Here is a 19410-nt window from a genome sequence, read left to right on the forward strand (position 1 = left end):
GGAGGCACGATGCATCAGATCGACAAGATTGACCGACGAATTCTCAACATTCTCCAGGCGGACGGCCGCATCACCAATCTGGAGCTTGCCGATCGCATCGGCCTGTCGCCGACCGCGACCAGCGAACGTCTGCGCCGGCTGTTGAAGGAAGGATACGTCTCGGGCTTCGGCGCGCGATTGGACCCGCAGAAGCTCGGCTTCGGGCTGCTGGTCTTCATCGAGGTCATGCTCGACAAGACGACGCCCGACGTCTTCGACCAGTTCGCCGCCGCCGTCAAACAGGCGCCGGCCGTGCTCGAATGTCACATGGTGGCAGGCGGCTTCGACTATCTGGTCAAGACGCGGTTCGAGGACATGGCGGCCTACCGCAACTTCCTCGGCCAGGTTCTCTGGACGCTCCCGGGCGTCAAGGAGACCCGCACCTATGCTGTCATGGAAGAGATCAAGAACGACGGGCCGCTGCCGCTGGTGTGAGCCTCTGTCGCAGAAAAATAAAAGAACGGCCCGGGATCTACACAGATCCCGGGCCGTCTGCTTTCAGCTTAGGCGGCGTCCTGCAGCGATGCCATGTCGATGACAAATCGATAACGCACGTCGCTCTTGACGACGCGTTCATAGGCTTCGTTGATCTCTTGGATGCGGATCGTTTCGATTTCCGAGACGATGTTGTGCTCGCCGCAGAAGTCGAGCATTTCCTGGGTCTCCTTGATCGAGCCGATCATCGAGCCGGAAATGCTGCGGCGCGCCGGCACCAGCGAGAAGGCATGCACCGGCACGGCGTTCTCCGGAATGCCGACCAGCACCAGATCGCCATCGACCTTGAGCAGGTTGAGGTAGGCGTTCCAGTCGATCTCGGCGGCAACCGTGCAGATGATCAGGTCAAACGTGCCCGCCAGCGCCGTGAAGGTCTCGGGGTCGTTGGTGGCATAGTAGTGATCGGCGCCGAGCTTCAGCCCGTCTTCCTTTTTGGAAAGCGTCTGGCTGAGAACGGTCACGTCTGCGCCCATGGCATGCGCCAGCTTGACGCCCATATGTCCGAGACCGCCCATGCCGACGATCGCGACCTTCTTGCCGGGACCGGCCTTCCAGTGGCGCAGCGGCGAATAGAGCGTGATGCCGGCGCAAAGCAGCGGTGCCGCAGCGTCGAGCGGCAGGTTCTCGGGGATCGACAGAACGTAGCCTTCCTTGACGACGATGCTGTCGCAGTAGCCGCCCTGGGTCGGTGTCTTGCCGTCGGCTTCGACGCCGTTATAGGTCACGACCAGGCCGGGCATGTAGTGTTCCAGATCCAGATCGCGGGTAGCGCAGGTGGTGCAGGAATCGACGAAGCAGCCGACGCCGGCGCGGTCGCCGACCTTGAACTTGGTCACCTTGGAGCCGACCGCCGTGACGATGCCGACGATCTCGTGGCCCGGAACCATCGGGAAGGCCGAGTTGCCCCATTCGTTGCGGGCCTGGTGGATGTCCGAGTGGCAGACGCCGCAATATTTGATCTCGATCACCACGTCGTCGTCGCGCGGTTCGCGGCGTTCGAAGGTGAAGGGCGTCAGCGGCTTCGACGCATCGGTCGCCGCATATCCTCTTGCAATGGCCATCAGTCTGTCCTCATTTTGGGAAAGGGTGCAGGTCCGGAGGGAGCCCGGCCTGACGCATCAGAACTATGAGGGTGCGCACGCTGCAAGCGTTAGAGCGATCCTGCAAAGTTTTTGCACGATCCTACAAGATTGACAGCGACATCCTGGAGATGGCACGTCGAGACCCTATCTGAGCGTTGCCTCGCACAACGCTAAGCCGCTGGAAAGACCTGAGATTATGACAGCCACGCGACAGACCGCCCGTCCCGAGATGATCGACGTCATTGCCCGGTTTGCCAAAACCGACGGTGATCACATGACGCAGATTGCCGGCCTGAGCCTGCACCGCCACGGCGGCGACGCCCCGGTCAACTGCTCCGCCTACAGGCCGAGTTTGGCGATCATCGTGCAAGGAGCAAAGCGCGTGGTGCTCGGCGAAGAGACGCTGATCTACGGCGCCTCGGATTATCTGCTGACGTCGATCGACCTGCCGGTTCTGTCCCAAGTCTGCCAGGCCTCTGCAGACGAGCCCTATCTCAGCATGGCCTTCACGCTCGATCCCGGTAAGATCCAGGCGCTGCTTGCGTCCCTGTCGCAGCTGCCGACACCCGCCGCCTCCGTGCGCGGCATGAGCGTCAGCAAGATCACTGTCGAACTCGAAGATGCCGCACTTCGCTTGCTGCGTCTGCTCGAGCGGCCGGACGATATCCCTGCGCTGCTGCCACTGATCGAGCAGGAAATCCTCTACCGGCTTTTGACCGGGCCGCACGGCCATCGCCTCAGACAGATGGCGACGACCGACAGCCAGCCGCATCAGGTCGGCCGCGCAGTCGCCTGGCTGAAGGAACACTATTCGCGGCCCTTGCGGATCGACGATCTCGCCAACCGTGTTTCCATGAGCGTCTCGTCGCTACACCATCACTTCAAGGCGATCACCGCGATGAGCCCCCTGCAATACCAGAAACAGCTTCGGTTGCAGGAGGCCCGGCGGCTGATGCTGGAGGAGAGTCTCGACGCCGGCGATGCCGGCCATCAGGTGGGTTATGAAAGCCAGTCGCAGTTCAGTCGCGAATATGCCCGCCATTTCGGCGAGCCACCGATGCGCGACATCGGCCGCGTGCGCCGCTCGCTGCTCGAACGGCTTGCTCCGCAAGCGGAGATGCTGAGCGAGGGCTGACGAGGCGCCCTCGGTTCCGCTGGCGGCGTATCAGCTTCGCTCGATATCCCGCCTAAGCACGATCGAGGTGGTCAGATCCTCGACATTGTCCATCGTCGCCACCTCGTTGCGCAGCTCGTTGAGCGCATTGATCGAGCCGACCTCGACCTCGACGACGAGATCCAGCTGGCCGCTGACGGAGGACACCTTGCGGACCGCAGAGAAACCGGCAAGCCGGTCGAGCACGCCGATCGATGGCGTGCGCTTCAGCGTCACCAGCAGAAAGGCCTGAATCGTGCCCTCGTCCAGCTGGCCGATATCGGCGCGATAGCCGCGAATGACGCCGGCCTTTTCCAGTCGCGTGACCCTCTCGGTCGTCGCGCTTCTGGAGAGCCCGATCCGGCCCGCCAGCGACTTCATCGGGATCCGCGCCTCCTGCGACAGAATGCTGAGGATGGTGCGGTCGATCGCGTCGATGTCCTGCATGTCCCCTCCTCCGTGCCTGCCGACAAGATGACGGTTATTATAAACATAGTGCCGGTGCAACCGGCATATTGCCGGATGCATCGGAGCACAGCCCATGCAAATCTCGTCATCGAGATGAGGATCCCCATGAACGATATGCTGAAGACCACGCCCGACTTTTCGACCGAAGCGGCAGCCGCCTTGCTGAAGGAGCATTACGGCCTCTCCGCTACGCTGTCGCTGCTTGCCAGCGAACGCGATCAGAACTTCAAGGTCGAGGCTGAGGACGGCAGCATCTCCATTCTGAAGATCATCAATGGTGCCGAGCCCGAGGTCGAAAGCGATTTCCAGACCGCACTGCTCAGCCACGTCGGCGCCCATGCCGCCGACCTGCCGGTGCCGCATATCCGCCCGACGCTGTCAGGCGCGAGCCTTGCTTCGACCACGAGCACGCGCGGCGTCACCCACCGCCTGCGGCTCGTCAGCTGGGTCGAGGGCCTGCCGCTTGCCGAAACCGGGCGCAACGATGCGGCGCTACAGTCGCTCGGACGGATGCTCGGCCGCTTCGATGCCTCGCTCAAGGGCTTCATGCATCCGGGCGCGCTACGCGATCTCGACTGGGATATCCGCCATGCCGGCCGCTCGACCGACCGGCTGCACCACGTCACCTCGGCCGAAGACCGTGCCTTGCTCGAACGCTTCCTTGTCCGCTTCGAAAAGTCCGTGGCGCCACGGCTTGCAACCCTCCGCGCCGCCGTCATTCACAACGACGCCAACGATTGGAACGTCCTGGTCGATAAAGTCGATCACGACACCATTTCCGGCCTCATCGATTTCGGCGACGCCCTGCATGCGCCCGTGATTGCAGAGGTGGCGATCGCCGCCGCCTATGCCGGGCTCGACCATCCCGATCCGATCGGCGCCGCTGCGGCAATCGCCCGCGGCTTCCATGCGGAGTATCCGCTGGCGGAAGAAGAGGTCGATCTGCTCTTCGATCTCATCGCCATGCGCCTCGTCACGTCGGTCACGATCTCGGCGTCCCGTCGCGCCCATACCGACGACAATCCCTATCTCGCCATCAGCGAACGGCCGGCCTGGACGCTTTTGCGCAAGCTCGACCGGATGAATCCGCGTTTCGCCACCGCCATCCTGCGGCATGCCTGCGGCTTCGAGGCAACATCCGGTGCCCGCAAGGTTTCCGCCTGGATCAACGCGAACCGCAAGTCGCTGAAGCCACTGCTCGAACGCCCCGCCGCCACCTATCCGGCAGCGCTCGTCCCCTATGGCGACCCCACCCACCCGATGACGATAAAATCCGCTGGCGAACAGCCGGATGAAGCCCAGGCGATCTGGGAAGACTATTGTCGCGCGCATGGCGTCGAACTCGGCATCGGACCTTTTGGCGAGGAACGCACCGTCTATGCCGGCGAGATGTTCGTCTCGCGCTTCATCGACCACACCCGCCGCACTCGCCATCTCGGGCTCGACCTGTTCATGGCCGCCGGCACCAGGCTCTACACCCCGCTTGCCGCAACCGTCGTCAGCGTCGAGATCGAGAAGGACCCGCTCGGTTATGGCTGCCTGATAGCACTTCGCCATGAGCCCGAGGGATGCCCGCCCTTCGTCACGCTCTGGGGTCATATGGCGCACGAAGCCATGGGACGCATCAAGGCCGGCGACCGGCTTGCGGCCGGCGCGCTTGTCGGCGAGATGGGAGCGCCGAAGGAAAATGGCGGCTGGGCGCCGCATCTGCACCTGCAGCTTTCGACCGACACCGCTCTGTCGGCGACCGAAATCCTCGGCGTCGGCGAGCCGCAGTTCCTCGACGTCTGGACCGAACTCTTCCCCGATGCGCGCACTTTCGCCGGCATCGCCGAGGAGTTCTACGAGAAGAAAGGTCGTTCGCACGAGGAGATCGTCAAGCGCCGCAAGGAATTGCTCCTGCCGAACCTTTCGATCTCCTACGACAAGCCGATCAAGTTCGTGCGCGGCGAAGGCGTCTGGCTGATCGACGACAGCGGCCGCGCCTATCTCGATTGCTTCAACAACGTCTGCCACATCGGTCACGCCCATCCGGCAGTGGTCGAGGCGATGGCAAAGCAAGCGGCGATCCTCAACACCAACACCCGCTACTTGCACGACAACATCGTCGCCTATGCCGAGCGGCTGACGGCAACGCTGCCGAAGGAATTGACGGTCGCCGGTTTCGTCAACAGCGGTTCGGAGGCCAATAGCCTGGCGCTGAGGTTGATGCGCGCCCATACGGGCCGCGAGAATGCGATCACGCTCGACTGGTCCTATCACGGCACGACGCAGGAGCTGATCGACATCAGCCCCTACAAGTTCCGCCGCAAGGGCGGCAAGGGTCCGAAGCCGCATGTGCATGTGGCAACCATTCCCGACAGTTACCATGCGCCGGCCGACTGGCCGGCCGAGGAACACGGCAAGCGTTTTGCCGAAAGCGTCGCCGAACTGATCCAGGCCATGAAGGCCAAGGGCGAAGGCCCGGGCTTCTTCATCGCGGAATCGATCCCGAGCGTCGCCGGCCAGGTGTTCCTGCCGGAGGGCTACCTGAAGGAAGTCTATCGCCTCGTACGCGAGGCCGGCGGCGTCTGCATCGCAGACGAAGTGCAGGTCGGTTTCGGCCGCGTCGGCAGCCATTGGTGGGCCTTCGAGACCCAAGGCGTCGTGCCTGACGTCGTCACCATGGGCAAACCGATCGGCGACGGCCATCCGCTCGCAGCCGTCGTCACCACCCGCGAGGTGACCGACAGCTTCAACAACGGCATGGAGTATTTCAATACCTTCGGCGGCAACCCGGTCTCCTGCGCCGTCGGTCTCGCGGTGCTTGACGTGATCGAAGGGCAGGATCTGCGCGGCAATGCGCTTTCGGTCGGCAACTATCTGATAGATGCCTTCCGCGCCATGCAGACCCGCTACGAGGTGATCGGCGATGTGCGCGGCATGGGTCTCTTCCTCGGCATCGAACTTGTCACCGACCGCAAGACCAAAGCACCGTCAACCGAATTCGCCCGCGCCGTCTCCAACGGCGCCCGCCGCCGCGGCGTGCTGATGGGCACCGAAGGCCCGCATGACAACATCTTGAAGATGCGCCCGCCGATGATCTTCTCGAAACGCGATGCCGATCACCTGCTCGCCGTGCTCGAAGAGACTTTTGCGGACGTCGCAAGGACGCTCGGTTAAGGCCGGGTCGAACAGCAGAAAAACCAAACGCAATGACCGGGATGCCCGACACGCATCCCGGCACGAAGACGCATGCCCTAAAAACATCAATGAGGAGAACAGGACAATGAAACTTGGAATGAAACTTGGAGTTCTGGCACTGGCGAGCACGGCATTTCTTGCCGGCACCGCCGCCAACGCCGGCATGCTCGACGTCATCAAGGAACGCGGCGAACTTCGCTGCGGTGTCAGCCAGGGCGTGCTCGGCTTTTCCGCGCCCAACGACAAGGGCGAATGGACCGGTTTCGACATCGACTTCTGCCGCGCTGTGGCTGCCGCAGCGCTCGGCAATCCCGACAAGGTGAAATACGTACCGCTGTCGACCAAGGAGCGCTTCACCGCCCTTCAGTCGGGCGAGGCCGACCTTCTTTCGCGCCAGACCACCTGGACGCTGTCGCGCGACACCGATCTCGGCATGAGCTTCGTCGGCGTCAACTACTATGACGGCCAGGCCTTCATGGTGCGCAACGACCTCGGCGTGAAGAGCGTCAAGGAACTCTCGGGCGCCTCCGTCTGCACCGAGACCGGCACGACGACCGAACAGAACATGGCCGACTATTTCGGCGCCAACAACATCCAGTACCAGGTCGTCGCCTTCGAAAAGGCCGACCAAACGATCCAGGCCTTCAACACCGCCCGCTGCGACGTCTATTCGACCGACGCTTCTGCGCTTTATGCCCAGCGCCTGACGCTGAACGACCCCAATCGTTTCGTCGTGCTGCCGGAAGTCATCTCCAAGGAGCCGCTCGGTCCGGCCGTCCGCCAGGGTGACGATCAGTGGTTCAAGATCGTGCGCTGGACGCTGTTCGCGCTGACCGAAGCCGAAGAACTCGGCATCACCAAGGACAATGCCGCAAAGCTTCTCGAAAGCGGCACGAACGCCCAGAAGCGCTTCCTCGGCATCGAGAACGAAGCCGGCAAGTCGCTGGGGCTCGATCCGAAGTGGGCCTACCAGGTGGTTTCCGCCGTCGGCAACTATGGCGAAGTCTTCGAACGCCACCTCGGCAAGGACAGCCCGCTGAAGATCGATCGCGGTCTCAACAAACTCTGGAGCCAGGGCGGCCTGATGTACGCCCCGCCGGCACGCTGATCTCCCAGGAGCAGTTCCGGCAAAGTCTCCCGTTTGGAATTGCTCATCCAAGGAAAAGCGCCAACGAGACGCCGCGGCCCTCCCCGCGGCGTTTTCGCCTTTACCAGCCTTCCTCCAGCACCCGGCCCAGCATGTCGGCGAAAAAGTCGGCGCTCTCGCAGGATAGGCAGAGCGGCGGCTTGATCTTCAGCACGTTCAGGTGGTCGCCGGTCGGCTGCATGATGACGCCGAGATCGAGCAGGCGGTCGCAGATCGCCGCCGTCTCCTCGGTCGCCGGCGACAGGGTCTCCCGATCGCGCACGAATTCGACGCCGAGATAGAGTCCCATGCCATGCACCGCGCCGATCAGCGGGAAGTGCTGCCCTAGCGCTTCGAGCCGCGCCTTCAGATAGCCGCCGACCACCTGTGCGTTTTCCGGCAACCGTTCTTCGGTCAGGATATCCAGGACCACCTGCCCGACGACGGAGCTCACCGGGCTGCCGCCCGAGGACGAGAAGAAGTACCCCTCCTTCTCCAGCGCATCGGCGATCTCGCGGCGGGTGATGACGGCGCCGAGCGGATGGCCGTTACCCATGCCCTTGGCGACGGTAATGATATCGGGCACGACGCCCTGCTCCTCGAAGCCCCAAAAATAGTCTCCGAGGCGACCATAACCGACCTGCACCTCGTCGGCGATGCAGACGCCGCCGCGGGCCCGCACCATGGCATAGACCGCGTCGAGATAGCCCTTCGGCAGCGGAATACCGCCGGCATTGCCGTAGACCGGTTCGCAGATGAAGCCCGCGAGCTTCTCGTCCGCCGCGTCCAGCTCGGTCAGTTTCTTGACGACGGAGCGCACATAGCTGTCGGTCGTGTCGGCGCCGCGGAACTCGCCGCGATAGGTGTTGGGCGCGGTGACCGGATGCACCCAGGCCGGGCGGGTTTCGAGCGCCTGCGGATTGTCGGCGATCGAGGTCGACACTGCGTCGCTCGCGACCGTCCAGCCGTGATAGGCCTCGAGCAGGCTCACGATGTTGCGCGCGCCGGAATAGGCCCAGGCGAGCCGCAGTGCCAGATCGTTCGCCTCCGAGCCGCTGTTGACCAGAAACACCGTGTCGAGCCCATCCGGCGCGAGCGCTGCAAGCCGCGTCGAGAGTTCGGCGACGGAGGCATAGTGAAAACGCGAATTGGTGTTGAGCAGTGACCATTGCCGCCCCACCGCGGCTGCAAGCCGCGGATGCCCATGGCCGAGAATGGTCACGTTGTTGACCATGTCGAGATAGCTGCGGCCCTCGATGTCGAACAAATGGTCCTTCCAGCCGCGCTCGATCTGCGGTGGTTTCAGGTAGTAGTTCTTCTGCGGCCTGGCGAAGTGCTGCTGGCGGCGGGCAAGCAGTGTTTCGCTGTGCGGCTCCGGCCCATCGCATTCGAAGCCGAGGACGCCGGCCGGCGACGGGCACAAGTGCTTCCACGCCGCCGCCTGACGCGGCACGACGAAAAGCGGAGGCACGAGACCATGCTCGCGGCAAAGCTGGACGCGGATCAGGCCGTAGGAGTGCTGTTCACCAGAGACGACGCCCAGCACGGCACCAGCAACGATCGTCTCCTCGAGGTCGGCACCGGCTCCCACGCCCTCGAGAAACAGGCTGGCTTCGGCCCCTTCGAGCACCAGCAGCCCGTCCTGCCGGACGATACGGGCGGCAAAGGGAGCGACAATCTCGCGACCGGCCTCCAGGCAGATGTCGACATGCAGTGCGAAGGTGGCATCGGGCTTCGGTGACCGCAGCTGGGTCTCCGTCATCCGGTATTCGCCATAGCGCGTCGTCGCGATGCCGATTGCATGGGCGGCGTGTTGCAGCAGCGAGATCGGCAATCCCTGGTGCTGCCAGCGCTCCTCTGGCAACAGCGGGCTCAGGATCGAGAGGTCGATCTGGCGCACGTCAGTGGGGCCGAGCCCCTGGATCAGGCTCTCACCGGTCACTCGGGCCGAGTCCGGTGCGAAGCCGACGGCCGAAAGAATGGCGTGCTCCATCAATGCCGAAGGCACCGACGACGCGACCTCGAAGATCTCCCGCTCATGCGCGGCATTGCCCTCGACGTAAGCATTGTCGGGCTCGCGGGAGAGCTGGTGTTCGGAGCTTGCGACCAGCACCGCAGCGCGCGCGACGATCAGCGGCCAAAGCGCCTTCAGTTCCACCTCGGTCAACGGGCATGCCGCATGAAACGCCTTGACCGCGGGTAGGATGAACCAGGGGTCTCCATCCGCATGATGCAGCAGCGAGGCGCAGGTAACAGCGAGTTCTGCAACCAGCCAGCCATTGAGGATATCGCCGAAGTCGATGACGCCGTCCGGCATCGCCCGGCCGGCCACGTCGAGCCGGCTGACCACATTGTCGTCGGTGACGTCATGGTGGATCGCCTGGGTTCTGAGCTCAGGGGTAAGCGGCTGCAACCGCCGCATGGCACCGACCATCAGTTCAGCGATGCGCTTCTTGCGCTGCTGGTCCGCCATATCGGTAAGCAGATGCAGGACGACGGGGCCGGCGCGCCTCAGATCCCATTGCAGTTCCCGCTCGAGCCCCGGATGCTCGAAGTCCTCCAATGCCGACGCGAGCTGACCCGCCAGGCCGCCGAGAGCAGCCACGGCTTCGCGCGACAGATGTTTGCGCCGGGTGAGCGGTTCGCCTTCGAGATAGGTGAGCAAGCGGATGCGATAATCCGCGCCGCGGACGGCAACGCTCTCGATCGCCTCGCCCTTGAGAGAGGGCACGACCTCAGCAACGCGTGCCGTCGGCAGACGTTTGCCAAGGTGCCGCAAGGCCGCATTCTGCGCTTCCAGTTCCAGCGGTTCGTATTCCGCCCGGCAGATCTTCAGCACATAGCGCCGCTCGCCGGTGTCGAGACGGTAGTTGCGGTCCTGCTGGCTGCCGAGCTCGCTGATCGTGCCCGACAGGCCATAGTGTTCGGCGAGCAGCGAACGCGCCTCCTCGGCGCCGACATCGGGTCTCGGGAGCTCGGTGCGAAGCTTCAGCGGGTCCTCAACCATGATCTCGTCATCCTCCCCTTAGGCGGTCGATCCTCCGAATCGACCGGAATGTTGTCGAGAATAGAGCGGGATCAAGGAAAAGATGTGCGGTTTCCCGATTACACCCACCCGCAACCTACTGCGACATGCCTTCGAGCCGATAGCGCGTGCCGGGATAGAGCAGCCGCGCCGTCGTCACATTGCCTGCGTCCGACCACGTGCGGCGCCGGATCATCAGGCACGGTTCGTTGCGGTCGATGCCGAGCAACTTGCATTCCCAGAGCTGCGGTGCGACCGCTTCGACGATCTGCTCAGTGCGGGTGATCGGCGCCATCGCCGTCAGATAGGCGTTCGGCGTCATCGCCTGGAAATCCTGTTCCAGATAGCGCGGGCAGATCGCCGGATTGACGAAACGATCCTCGATCTGGATCGGCAGGCCGTTTTCCGAGTGCACCATGATCGAATGGAAGACGCGGGCGCCGGTGGCAAGCCCGAGTGCATAGCCGATGTCAGGCGTCGCGACCTCTTCCTTGAGCAGCGTCATCAACGACGTATGGGCGTGGCCACGTTCATGGATCTCGTCGGCGATGTTGCGGACTTCGAGCAGCGCAGTGCTACCCTTGTGCGCGGCGACGAAAGAACCGACGCCCTGCACCCGCGTGATCGCGCCTTCGGTTGCCAGTTCCCTCAGCGCCCGGTTGGCGGTCATGCGGCTGACGCCGAGGTCGGCAACGATCTCGTTTTCCGAGGGGATCCGATGATGAGCGGGCCATTCACCGCTCTCGATGCGGCTGCGGATGAACTGCTTGACCGCCTCGTAGCGCGGCATCGGGCCGTCTTCGAAAGCGATTGTCTCGTTCCGTTTTCCCAGTGCCGTCATCAACTCAAGCCCCGCCTTTCCGCGCCGCCGAACAAATCATGCGCATTCGCCCTCGAATCTTTTCGTTCATTTCACGCTTGCGCGCCAGCGTAAAATATCTATAGTTCCATATACAACTACGTACAGGAAAATGCACATGGCTAGTTTTCCCGTCAACCGGATCTTTGCAGAACGGGCTCTCCTGCCCGGCGGCTGGGCCGAAAACGTCGCGATTTCGCTCGACGCTTCCGGTCGCATCGCAGCGATCGAAACCGGCAGCGCCGCCGCTAGCAGCGACGAGCGCACGGCCGGGCCGCTGATCCCGGCGATCGCCAACCTTCACTCCCACGCCTTCCAGCGCGCCATGGCCGGCCTTGCCGAAGTGGCGGGCAGCGGCGACGACAGCTTCTGGACCTGGCGCGAGGAAATGTATCGCACCGTCGGGCTGGTAAACCCTGACGACGTCGAGGCGATCGCCGCCAAGCTCTACATGGAAATGCTGAAGGGTGGTTTCGGCCACGTCGCCGAGTTTCACTATCTGCACCACCAGGCCGACGGCACCCCCTATGCCGACCCGGCCGAAATGTCGCTGCGCATTCTCGCTGCCGCCCGCACGACCGGCATCGGCCTCACGCATTTGCCTGTCTTCTACGCCCACGCCAATTTCGGCGGCGTCGCGCCCAATCCCGGCCAGCGGCCGTTCCTGCACGATCCTGATCATTTCCTCGCACTGCTTGAGCGGCTCGCGCCGCTCTGCCGCGACGCCGGCCATACGCTCGGCTACGCCATCCATTCGCTGCGCGCCGCAACGCCCGAGGAGATGCGCATCATCCTCGATGCCGCACCCGTTGCCGGTCCGATCCACATCCATGTGGCCGAGCAGACCAAGGAAGTCGACGACAGCCTCGCCTGGAGCGGCCGCCGCCCGGTCGAGTGGCTGCTCGATGAAATGCCCGTCGACGCACGCTGGTGCGCAATCCACGCAACGCATCTGACGGAAAGCGAACGGCAGCGTCTGGCGCGTTCGGGCGCCGTTGCCGGACTCTGCCCGGCGACCGAGGCCAATCTCGGCGACGGCATTTTCCCGGCGGTCGATTTCATGGCCGAAGGCGGCGTCATCGGCGTCGGCACCGACAGCCACGTGGCGACCAGCGTCGCCGAGGAACTGCGGCTGCTCGAATACGGCCAGCGCCTGCGCGACCGCCGCCGCAACCGGCTGGCCACCGGGCCGGGCGCCTCGATCGGCCGAACCATCTTCGACGCGGCGCTCAAGGGCGGCGCCCAGGCCGCCGGTCAGAAGGCGGCCGGCATCACCGTCGGCGCGCGCGCAGATTTCGTCGTGCTTGACGGCAGCAATCCCTACATCGCCGCCGCCACCGACAACCAGATCCTCGACCGCTGGCTCTTTGCACTCGGCGGCGAGACTGTCCGCGACGTCATGGTCGCGGGCGCGTGGAAGATCCGGAACGGACGCCACGACCGGGAGGACGATATCGACCGCGCCTTTGCGCGGGTGCTGATGAAACTGAAGTAATCGTCAAAGCCAAAAATCAAATCAGGGAACAGCTTAATGTCGATCAACAAATTGAAACTCACCCTGGCCGCAACCGGCCTCGTGCTCGCGGCCTCCACCGGCAGCGCCAGCGCTTCGTATTGCGGCGACGGCAAGACCGTCATGTTCGCCGGCATCGATTGGGAAAGCGGCGCCTTCATCACCGAAGTGATGAAGACCATTCTTGCCAAGGGCTACGACTGCCAGGTGGATTCGATCCCCGGCAACTCGGTGACGCTGGAACAGGCAACCGCCAACAACGACGTCCAGATCTTCGCCGAGGAATGGCTCGGCCGTTCGGACGTCTGGAACAAGGCGGTCGAGGAAAAGAAGGTCGTCGCCGTCGGCAAGACCTTCGTCGGCGCCAGCGAAGGCTGGTTCGTGCCGGAATACGTCATCAAGGGCGATGCGTCGCGCAGCCTTGAAGCCAAGGCGCCGGACCTGAAGAGCGTGTCGCAGCTCTCCGACCCCAAGATCGTCGAGCTCTTCGCCGATCCGGAAGAGCCCAGCAAGGGCCGCTTCCTCAACTGCCCCTCGGGTTGGACCTGCGAGGGCGTCAGCTCCGCCAAGCTCGAAGCCTACAAGCTCGGCGAAACCTATGTGAACTTCCGCCCGGGCACCGGCACGGCGCTCGATTCCGCCATCACGTCCGCTTACCTCCAGGGCGAACCGATCCTCTTCTACTACTGGTCGCCGACGGCGATCATGGGCAAGTTCAAGCTCGTGCAACTCGAAGAGCCGGCCTATAGCGAAGAGTGCTGGAAGGAGCTTTCGAGCGCCAACGGCAAGCGCGAGCAGGGCTGCGCCTTCCCGTCGGTCGACGTCTCCTACGGCGTCAACAGCACCTTCGCGCAGGAAGCCCCTGAAATCATCGCCATCCTCGAAAAGGCGACTTTCCCGCTCGACGCCGTCAACGGCAGCCTCGCCTACATGGCCGACAACAAGGTCGACGCGACGGCAGCGGCCGCCGAGTTCCTGAAAACCAAGGCCGATGTCTGGGGCAAGTGGGTTTCGGACGAAGCCCGCGGCAAGATCGAAGCCAGCCTCAAGTAATCGCGACCAGCCGCTGACTTGGGCTTCATCGCCGCGTCTAGCGCGGCGATGAATCCTGATCCGGCGGCCGGCCACATACCCGTGGCAAGTGCCGCCGGCGGCCGATCTGTGTCCGCTGGCAGCCCGAGCAAGGAACGCATCCGATGTTTCCGGATTCTCTCAATCTCTCCATTCGCGGGCCGGTGAACGATTTCATCCAGGCGCTGGTCAGCGGTTATGGCTGGGTCTTCAAGGCGATCAGCGCCGTCATTCTGAAAGCCGTTCTATTCATCGAATGGATCCTGCGCGGCCTGCCCTGGTGGGTCGTCATCCTGATCTTCATGGCGCTCGCCTGGCAAAGCTCGAAGCGCTGGACCCTGACGGTCGCCGTCGGCGTGCTGCTGTTCTTCGTCGGCGTGCTCGGCCTCTGGGACCTGACGATGCAGACGCTCGCCCTGATGCTGATGGCAACGATCGTCTCCGTCGTCATCGGCGTGCCGATGGGCATCTTCGTCGCCAAGAGCCGGACCGTGCGCAGCATCACCCTGCCGGTGCTCGACGTCATGCAGACGATGCCGAGCTTCGTCTACCTGATCCCGGCCTTGATGCTCTTCGGCCTCGGCAAGGTCCCGGCGATCCTCGCCACCATCATCTATGCCGTGCCGCCACTCATTCGCCTTACCGATCTTGGCATCCGCCAGGTCGACCATGAAGTGGTGGAAGCAGCGACCGCTTTCGGCGGCAGCCCCAACCAGATCCTCTTCGGTGTCGAGCTGCCACTCGCTACGCCGACAATCATGGCCGGCCTCAACCAGACGATCATGATGGCGCTGTCGATGGTGGTCGTCGCCTCGATGATCGGCGCCCGCGGCCTCGGCGAGCAGGTGCTGAACGGCATCCAGACGCTCGACGTCGGCAAGGGGCTGGAAGCCGGTATCGGCATCGTCATTCTCGCGATCGTTCTCGACCGCATCACGCAAGGCTTCGGCAAGAGCCGGACGGAGGATCCCCGCAATGGCTGATATCGAGATCCGCAACGTCTACAAGATCTTCGGGCAGGACGCGAAAGCCGCACTCGCCATGGCCAAGGAAGGGCTCAACAAGTCCGAAATCCTCGCCCGCTCCGGTTGCAGCGTCGGTCTCAACAATGTCAGCCTGACGATCGGCGCCGGCAAGATCTTTGTAATCATGGGGCTTTCCGGCTCCGGCAAGTCGACGCTGGTGCGCCATATCAACCGGCTGATCGAGCCGACCAGCGGCGAAGTGGCCTTCGACGGCAGCAACATCCTGGACCTCGACGCCAAAGCGCTGCGCACCTTCCGGATGCACCGCGTGAGCATGGTGTTCCAAAGCTTCGCGCTGATGCCGCATCGCACCGTGCTGCAGAACGTCATCTACGGCCAGCGCGTGCGCGGCCTGCCCAAGGCCGAGGCCCGCGACATCGGCATGAAATGGATCGAGACCGTCGGCCTTGCCGGCTACGACGCCAAGTACCCGCATCAGCTTTCCGGCGGCATGAAGCAGCGCGTCGGCTTGGCTAGGGCGCTGGCCGCCGATACCGATGTGATCCTGATGGACGAGGCCTTCTCGGCACTCGACCCCTTGATCCGCGCCGACATGCAGGACCAGTTGCTGCAGTTGCAGCAGAACCTTTCAAAGACCATCGTCTTCATCACCCATGATCTCGACGAGGCGCTGCGCATCGGTTCGGAAATCGCCATCCTCAAGGACGGCCAGGTGGTGCAGGTCGGCACGCCGGACGATATTCTGGAACGGCCGGCCAACGATTACGTTGCCCGCTTCGTGCAACGCCGACAGGGACGACCGGAAGCCCATGAGTGAGAATGTAGTCCTCGATGCACCACTGACCTGGAAGCAAATCGCAGCGGTCGCCAATGGCGCACCGCTCGCGCTTTCCGATGCAGCACGCCAGCGCATCGTCCACGCTCGCCGGGTCGTCGACGCTCTGGTCGAGCGCGGCATCCGCGGCTACGGCATCAACACCGGTGTCGGCGCGCTCTGCGACGTCGTCATCGACCGCGAGAACCAGCAGGCGCTATCGCGCAACATCATCCTCAGCCATTCCTGCGGCGTTGGCGAACCGCTCGCCCGGCCCGAAGCCCGGGCGGTGATGGCCGCCCAGATCGCCAACTTCGCCCACGGCTATTCCGGCGTGCGCATCGAGACAGTCGAGGCGCTGCTGGCACTGCTCAACGCCAACCTCATCCCCGACATCCCCTCGCGCGGCTCGGTCGGCTATCTCACCCATGCGGCCGCGATCGGCCTCGTGCTGATCGGCCACGGCACCGTCGATGACGGCAAGGGCAAGATCAGCGGCGTCGAGGCGCTCGCGCGGATCGGCCTCAAGCCGCTCAGGCTCGAAGCCAAGGAGGGCCTGAGCCTTGTCAACGGCACGCCCTGCGCCACCGGCCTTGCGGCATTGGCACTGTCGCGCGCTACGCACCTCTTCGACTGGGCGGATGCCGCCGCCGCGATGACCTATGAAAACCTCGGCAGCCAGGCGAATGCCTTTGCCGCCGGTCCATTGGCGCTTCGCCGCTCCAAGGGGCTGGATGAGGTCGGAGCATCCTTGCGCGATTTTCTTGCCGGCAGCCCGATGCTCGCCGAGACCGCCGGCACCCGCACGCAGGATCCTTTAAGCCTTCGTGCCGTGCCGCATGTGCATGGCGCTGCCCGCGATGCACTGGCCCACGTCGCCGAAGTCGTTGACCGCGAGCTTGCAAGCCTCACCGACAACCCGGCCGTGTCGGGCACGCCCGAAGCGCCGGAGGTGCATTCGCAGGCCCATGCGGTGGGCGCTGCACTCGGCCTTGCCATGGACAGCCTGGCCGTCGCCGTTGCCGAAGTCGCTGCCATCTCCGAGCGCCGCATCGACCGGCTCGTCAATCCGCTGGTGAGCCGCCTGCCGGCCTTCCTCGCCGGCGATAGCGGTGTTGCCTCCGGCTTGATGATCGCCCAGTACACCGCCGCCTCACTTGCCGCTGAAAACCGGCGCCTCGCGGCCCCCGCCAGCCTCGATGGCGGCATCACCTCGGCGCTGCAGGAGGACATCCTGACGCATGCGACGCCGGCCGCCTGGAAGGCACTTGCCATCGCCGACAACCTCGAAACGATCCTTTCGATCGAACTGCTTGCGGCGTCGCAGGCCTATGACCTGCAGCCGCGTGGCCGCGCCGCACGCACCGACGCGCTTTACCGGCGCATTCGCTCGGAAATCCCCACCTATGCCGACGACCGGCCGCTCAACGGCGACTTCGCCCGCATGCGCACACTGATCGAAGGAGGCACGCCATGAAGCTGCTTTGCGCGAAAGACTACAAGCGCATGCCCTGGAAGAACGGCGGCGGTGAGACGGTGGAGATCGCCATTTTCCCCGAGAAGGCGTCGCTTGCCGATTTCGACTGGCGCGTCAGCATGGCGACCGTCGCCACCGATGGCCCCTTCTCCAGCTTCCCCGGTATCGACCGCACGCTGTCGATCCTTCAGGGCAAGGGTATGCGGCTGATGATCGAGGGTCGCAAGCCCGCTTTGTTGACCGGCGAGACGGCGCCGCTCCCCTTCCCGGCCGACGTCGCGACATCAGCGACCCTCGTCGACGGTCCGATCGTCGACCTCAACGTCATGACACGGCGCGGCAGGCTCACGCACTCGGTTCAGCGACTGGCACTCGATCATCCGCACAGGGCAGAAAGCCTGGGGGGCACGACCCTCGTGCTTTGCCACGGCGGCGCCGTGCGGTTGACCGCAAGTGACGCCACGGCCGAACTGGCAGCGGGCGACACGGCCGTGCTGACGGGTGCAGCCTCCTTAACCATCGAACCGGCGGCCTCTGCCGTCCTCTTCCTGATCACCATCGACAAGCCGGCCGCCTGATCGGGCGCCGTCTCGCGTCGTTCAGCCGCGCCTCAGATGCAGCAGGGGATAGGGCCGGCCTGCATCGTCGACAGGCGAACGCCCGACCACCTCAAAACCCATTCGCCGATAGAAACCGGCGCCGGACACATTCTGCTCGTTGACGTCAACCGTCAGCACCGGATGCAGGCTCATCGCATGCTCGACAAGCCGCCGACCGACGCCAGCGCCGCGCGCCTCGGCCTGGACGAAGAGCGAGTCGATCTGCGCCCCACTCATGCCCATTAAACCGAGCGCCAGGTCATTTTCATCCGCGGCGATCCAGAACTCGGCGGCCGGCAGATACTGGTCGCGCACCAGCACCTCGATCGCAGCAAAATCCTCCGGCGTCAGGAAATCATGGGTGGCGACAACGGCGCTGCGCCAGATCTCGAAGGTGCGCGGAAAATCGGATGGACGGGAGGGGCGGATGGAGATGGTCATGATGCAATCGCTTCTGAAAATGTGGCAGCGCGAGGCGTGCCGCGCGTCCGGCTGTGGCCAACGCGACTCTGCGAGGGCGTCAGCCTGTGAAGATGTCCGGTCCTGATCCGGTCCCGGACCGCGCACCTTATCCGCAGCCCCGACGATCGCAAGCGATCTCCGCACCTGCGGTTTTCAGGCCACGCCGGTTAAGAATTCAGCAACCATATTCCATGTTCCCCGGGGAACAGCACGATTGACGCCACACGATAGTCTCCATGTCACGGTTCTTAGCCACACATCAACGAACGCAGGGACTGGAGGACAAGGACATGATCAAAACCGCTTTCGGCGTCAACGTCACCGTACTGGTCTTCTCGATCACCGTGATCGCCATCATGCACTTCGCCCTGTCCCAATATCGCGCAGCCGAAATCGCCAACATCGACCTGCCGGACTACACGACGATCACTTCGTCGATTCATCGCTGAAGCGACCTACCCCGCGGCGGCAGCCGGGCAGCATGCCTGACTGGTTTCTACGCACACCCTCTCAAGCCGCATCTGCAGGCGCTGCGATCGACGATGGCGGCGCCTTTTTGCATCGATCATCAGCCCCATGTATGGCCAGAGGGATTATGATAGGGGACGCTGACTGAACGAATCGCCGCTCAAGACAGCGTAGCAACATATCCAGGAAGGCCCGAAATGACGGATCCGCAAAACGAACTGAAACTCAGCGCGTTCAAGTTCCACGAGCAGGCCGTCCGCGCCTCCGTCGGCGGAAAACCGCTCGCACTCGATGCGTTGGAACTCGGCGGCGAAATCCTGGTGGTACTGACCTGGCTCGGCAATTCCGAAAGAGGCCTGCGCAAGCCGGAATACGTCCTGCCCCTGAGCGCCGTGGCGCATCAGGCGCTGAGCAACGATCAGGACGCCAAATACAAATGGGCCATCGGCGCCCCGCTGCCGCAATCGCTCTTTGACGGCAGCGCGTCAAGGCAGTTCCGCAGACAGTTCGGGGTCAAGAGCGGACCGGCGCTGACATTGCCCTTGAAGCCGCCGCACCATTGACGGCGATTGTGCGTGCCTCAGACGAGC

At 63.9% G+C, this 19410-nt stretch carries 17 protein-coding genes; 12 read left to right on the top strand and 5 right to left on the bottom strand.

Going from position 1 to position 19410, the window contains the following annotated elements; genetic code table 11:
- Window positions 1-9: 9 nt before the first annotated feature.
- Window positions 10-474, top strand: a complete 465-nt coding sequence (locus tag ASD63_RS05315) for an Lrp/AsnC ligand binding domain-containing protein (protein WP_034806518.1) — start codon at window positions 10-12, stop codon at window positions 472-474.
- A gap of 68 nt (window positions 475-542) precedes the next feature.
- On the opposite strand, the gene ASD63_RS05320 is transcribed toward ASD63_RS05315, so the two are convergent.
- Complete coding sequence (locus ASD63_RS05320) at window positions 543-1595, bottom strand: NAD(P)-dependent alcohol dehydrogenase (protein ID WP_060528854.1); 1053 nt, start codon at window positions 1593-1595, stop codon at window positions 543-545.
- Window positions 1596-1812: 217 nt separating this feature from the next.
- Here ASD63_RS05320 and ASD63_RS05325 point away from each other — a divergent pair, with 217 nt between their 5' ends.
- Window positions 1813-2751, top strand: a complete 939-nt coding sequence (locus ASD63_RS05325; RefSeq protein ID WP_034806513.1) for an AraC family transcriptional regulator — start codon at window positions 1813-1815, stop codon at window positions 2749-2751.
- Between the two features lie 30 nt (window positions 2752-2781).
- On the opposite strand, the gene ASD63_RS05330 is transcribed toward ASD63_RS05325, so the two are convergent.
- A complete protein-coding gene (locus tag ASD63_RS05330; protein ID WP_034806510.1) occupies window positions 2782-3216 on the bottom strand; it encodes an Lrp/AsnC family transcriptional regulator in 435 nt (144 codons plus the stop codon).
- 126 nt (window positions 3217-3342) lie between these two features.
- Here ASD63_RS05330 and ASD63_RS05335 point away from each other — a divergent pair, with 126 nt between their 5' ends.
- The gene (locus tag ASD63_RS05335) at window positions 3343-6399 is read left to right on the top strand and encodes an aminotransferase class III-fold pyridoxal phosphate-dependent enzyme (RefSeq protein ID WP_034806506.1); all 3057 of its coding nucleotides are present in this window, start codon (window positions 3343-3345) and stop codon (window positions 6397-6399) included.
- Window positions 6400-6517: 118 nt separating this feature from the next.
- Window positions 6518-7528, top strand: coding sequence for an amino acid ABC transporter substrate-binding protein (locus tag ASD63_RS05340; RefSeq protein ID WP_034806725.1), 1011 nt, complete (start codon window positions 6518-6520; stop codon window positions 7526-7528).
- A 100-nt stretch (window positions 7529-7628) separates the two neighbouring features.
- On the opposite strand, the gene ASD63_RS05345 is transcribed toward ASD63_RS05340, so the two are convergent.
- Together ASD63_RS05345 and hutC are read right to left on the bottom strand one after the other, a co-directional pair.
- Complete coding sequence (locus ASD63_RS05345) at window positions 7629-10553, bottom strand: aminotransferase (RefSeq protein WP_034806503.1); 2925 nt, start codon at window positions 10551-10553, stop codon at window positions 7629-7631.
- A 115-nt stretch (window positions 10554-10668) separates the two neighbouring features.
- Window positions 10669-11412, bottom strand: a complete 744-nt coding sequence (hutC, locus tag ASD63_RS05350; RefSeq protein ID WP_034806500.1) for a histidine utilization repressor — start codon at window positions 11410-11412, stop codon at window positions 10669-10671.
- Between the two features lie 136 nt (window positions 11413-11548).
- Between hutC and hutF the strand changes: the two genes are divergently transcribed.
- From hutF to ASD63_RS05380, 6 genes are all read left to right on the top strand, one after another.
- Window positions 11549-12925, top strand: coding sequence for a formimidoylglutamate deiminase (gene hutF / locus ASD63_RS05355; RefSeq protein ID WP_034806497.1), 1377 nt, complete (start codon window positions 11549-11551; stop codon window positions 12923-12925).
- 36 nt (window positions 12926-12961) lie between these two features.
- On the top strand, window positions 12962-13996 hold the full coding sequence (locus ASD63_RS05360; protein WP_034806494.1) for an ABC transporter substrate-binding protein: 1035 nt from the start codon (window positions 12962-12964) through the stop codon (window positions 13994-13996).
- Window positions 13997-14139: 143 nt separating this feature from the next.
- Entirely contained in the window at window positions 14140-14997 is an 858-nt protein-coding gene (locus ASD63_RS05365) for a proline/glycine betaine ABC transporter permease (RefSeq protein ID WP_034806492.1), read from the top strand.
- Window positions 14990-15817 (top strand): betaine/proline/choline family ABC transporter ATP-binding protein, encoded by an 828-nt coding sequence (locus ASD63_RS05370; RefSeq protein WP_051659742.1) that lies wholly within the window; start codon window positions 14990-14992, stop codon window positions 15815-15817. Before ASD63_RS05365 ends, ASD63_RS05370 begins: the two co-directional genes overlap by 8 nt.
- Complete coding sequence (gene hutH, locus ASD63_RS05375; RefSeq protein WP_034806489.1) at window positions 15810-17291, top strand: histidine ammonia-lyase; 1482 nt, start codon at window positions 15810-15812, stop codon at window positions 17289-17291. Before ASD63_RS05370 ends, hutH begins: the two co-directional genes overlap by 8 nt.
- A complete protein-coding gene (locus tag ASD63_RS05380) occupies window positions 17288-17869 on the top strand; it encodes a HutD family protein (protein WP_034806486.1) in 582 nt (193 codons plus the stop codon). The genes hutH and ASD63_RS05380 overlap by 4 nt, the downstream gene beginning before the upstream one ends.
- Window positions 17870-17890: 21 nt before the next feature.
- Here ASD63_RS05380 and ASD63_RS05385 read toward each other — a convergent pair whose 3' ends face one another.
- Entirely contained in the window at window positions 17891-18331 is a 441-nt protein-coding gene (locus tag ASD63_RS05385) for an acetyltransferase (protein ID WP_034806719.1), read from the bottom strand.
- Window positions 18332-18642: 311 nt separating this feature from the next.
- On the opposite strand from ASD63_RS05385, the gene ASD63_RS34910 reads away from it, so the two are divergent.
- A complete protein-coding gene (locus ASD63_RS34910; protein WP_156133954.1) occupies window positions 18643-18801 on the top strand; it encodes a hypothetical protein in 159 nt (52 codons plus the stop codon).
- A 216-nt stretch (window positions 18802-19017) separates the two neighbouring features.
- The gene (locus ASD63_RS05390; RefSeq protein WP_034806483.1) at window positions 19018-19383 is read left to right on the top strand and encodes a hypothetical protein; all 366 of its coding nucleotides are present in this window, start codon (window positions 19018-19020) and stop codon (window positions 19381-19383) included.
- Window positions 19384-19410 lie beyond the last annotated feature (27 nt).

This window comes from Ensifer sp. Root558 (assembly GCF_001427045.1).
GTDB lineage: Bacteria > Pseudomonadota > Alphaproteobacteria > Rhizobiales > Rhizobiaceae > Ensifer > Ensifer adhaerens.

Bases quoted from the DNA above. Each gene is read 5' to 3' on its own strand.
- ASD63_RS05360 (WP_034806494.1), top strand. From the start codon at position 12,962: ATGTCGATCAACAAATTGAAACTCACCCTGGCCGCAACCGGCCTCGTG.
- ASD63_RS05365 (WP_034806492.1), top strand. From the start codon at position 14,140: ATGTTTCCGGATTCTCTCAATCTCTCCATTCGCGGGCCGGTGAACGAT.
- ASD63_RS34910 (WP_156133954.1), top strand. From the start codon at position 18,643: ATGATCAAAACCGCTTTCGGCGTCAACGTCACCGTACTGGTCTTCTCG.
- hutC (WP_034806500.1), bottom strand. From the start codon at position 11,412: ATGACGGCACTGGGAAAACGGAACGAGACAATCGCTTTCGAAGACGGC.
- hutF (WP_034806497.1), top strand. From the start codon at position 11,549: ATGGCTAGTTTTCCCGTCAACCGGATCTTTGCAGAACGGGCTCTCCTG.
- ASD63_RS05320 (WP_060528854.1), bottom strand. From the start codon at position 1,595: ATGGCCATTGCAAGAGGATATGCGGCGACCGATGCGTCGAAGCCGCTG.
- ASD63_RS05345 (WP_034806503.1), bottom strand. From the start codon at position 10,553: ATGGTTGAGGACCCGCTGAAGCTTCGCACCGAGCTCCCGAGACCCGAT.
- ASD63_RS05390 (WP_034806483.1), top strand. From the start codon at position 19,018: ATGACGGATCCGCAAAACGAACTGAAACTCAGCGCGTTCAAGTTCCAC.
- ASD63_RS05380 (WP_034806486.1), top strand. From the start codon at position 17,288: ATGAAGCTGCTTTGCGCGAAAGACTACAAGCGCATGCCCTGGAAGAAC.
- ASD63_RS05370 (WP_051659742.1), top strand. From the start codon at position 14,990: ATGGCTGATATCGAGATCCGCAACGTCTACAAGATCTTCGGGCAGGAC.
- ASD63_RS05340 (WP_034806725.1), top strand. From the start codon at position 6,518: ATGAAACTTGGAGTTCTGGCACTGGCGAGCACGGCATTTCTTGCCGGC.
- ASD63_RS05335 (WP_034806506.1), top strand. From the start codon at position 3,343: ATGAACGATATGCTGAAGACCACGCCCGACTTTTCGACCGAAGCGGCA.
- ASD63_RS05330 (WP_034806510.1), bottom strand. From the start codon at position 3,216: ATGCAGGACATCGACGCGATCGACCGCACCATCCTCAGCATTCTGTCG.
- hutH (WP_034806489.1), top strand. From the start codon at position 15,810: ATGAGTGAGAATGTAGTCCTCGATGCACCACTGACCTGGAAGCAAATC.
- ASD63_RS05315 (WP_034806518.1), top strand. From the start codon at position 10: ATGCATCAGATCGACAAGATTGACCGACGAATTCTCAACATTCTCCAG.
- ASD63_RS05385 (WP_034806719.1), bottom strand. From the start codon at position 18,331: ATGACCATCTCCATCCGCCCCTCCCGTCCATCCGATTTTCCGCGCACC.
- ASD63_RS05325 (WP_034806513.1), top strand. From the start codon at position 1,813: ATGACAGCCACGCGACAGACCGCCCGTCCCGAGATGATCGACGTCATT.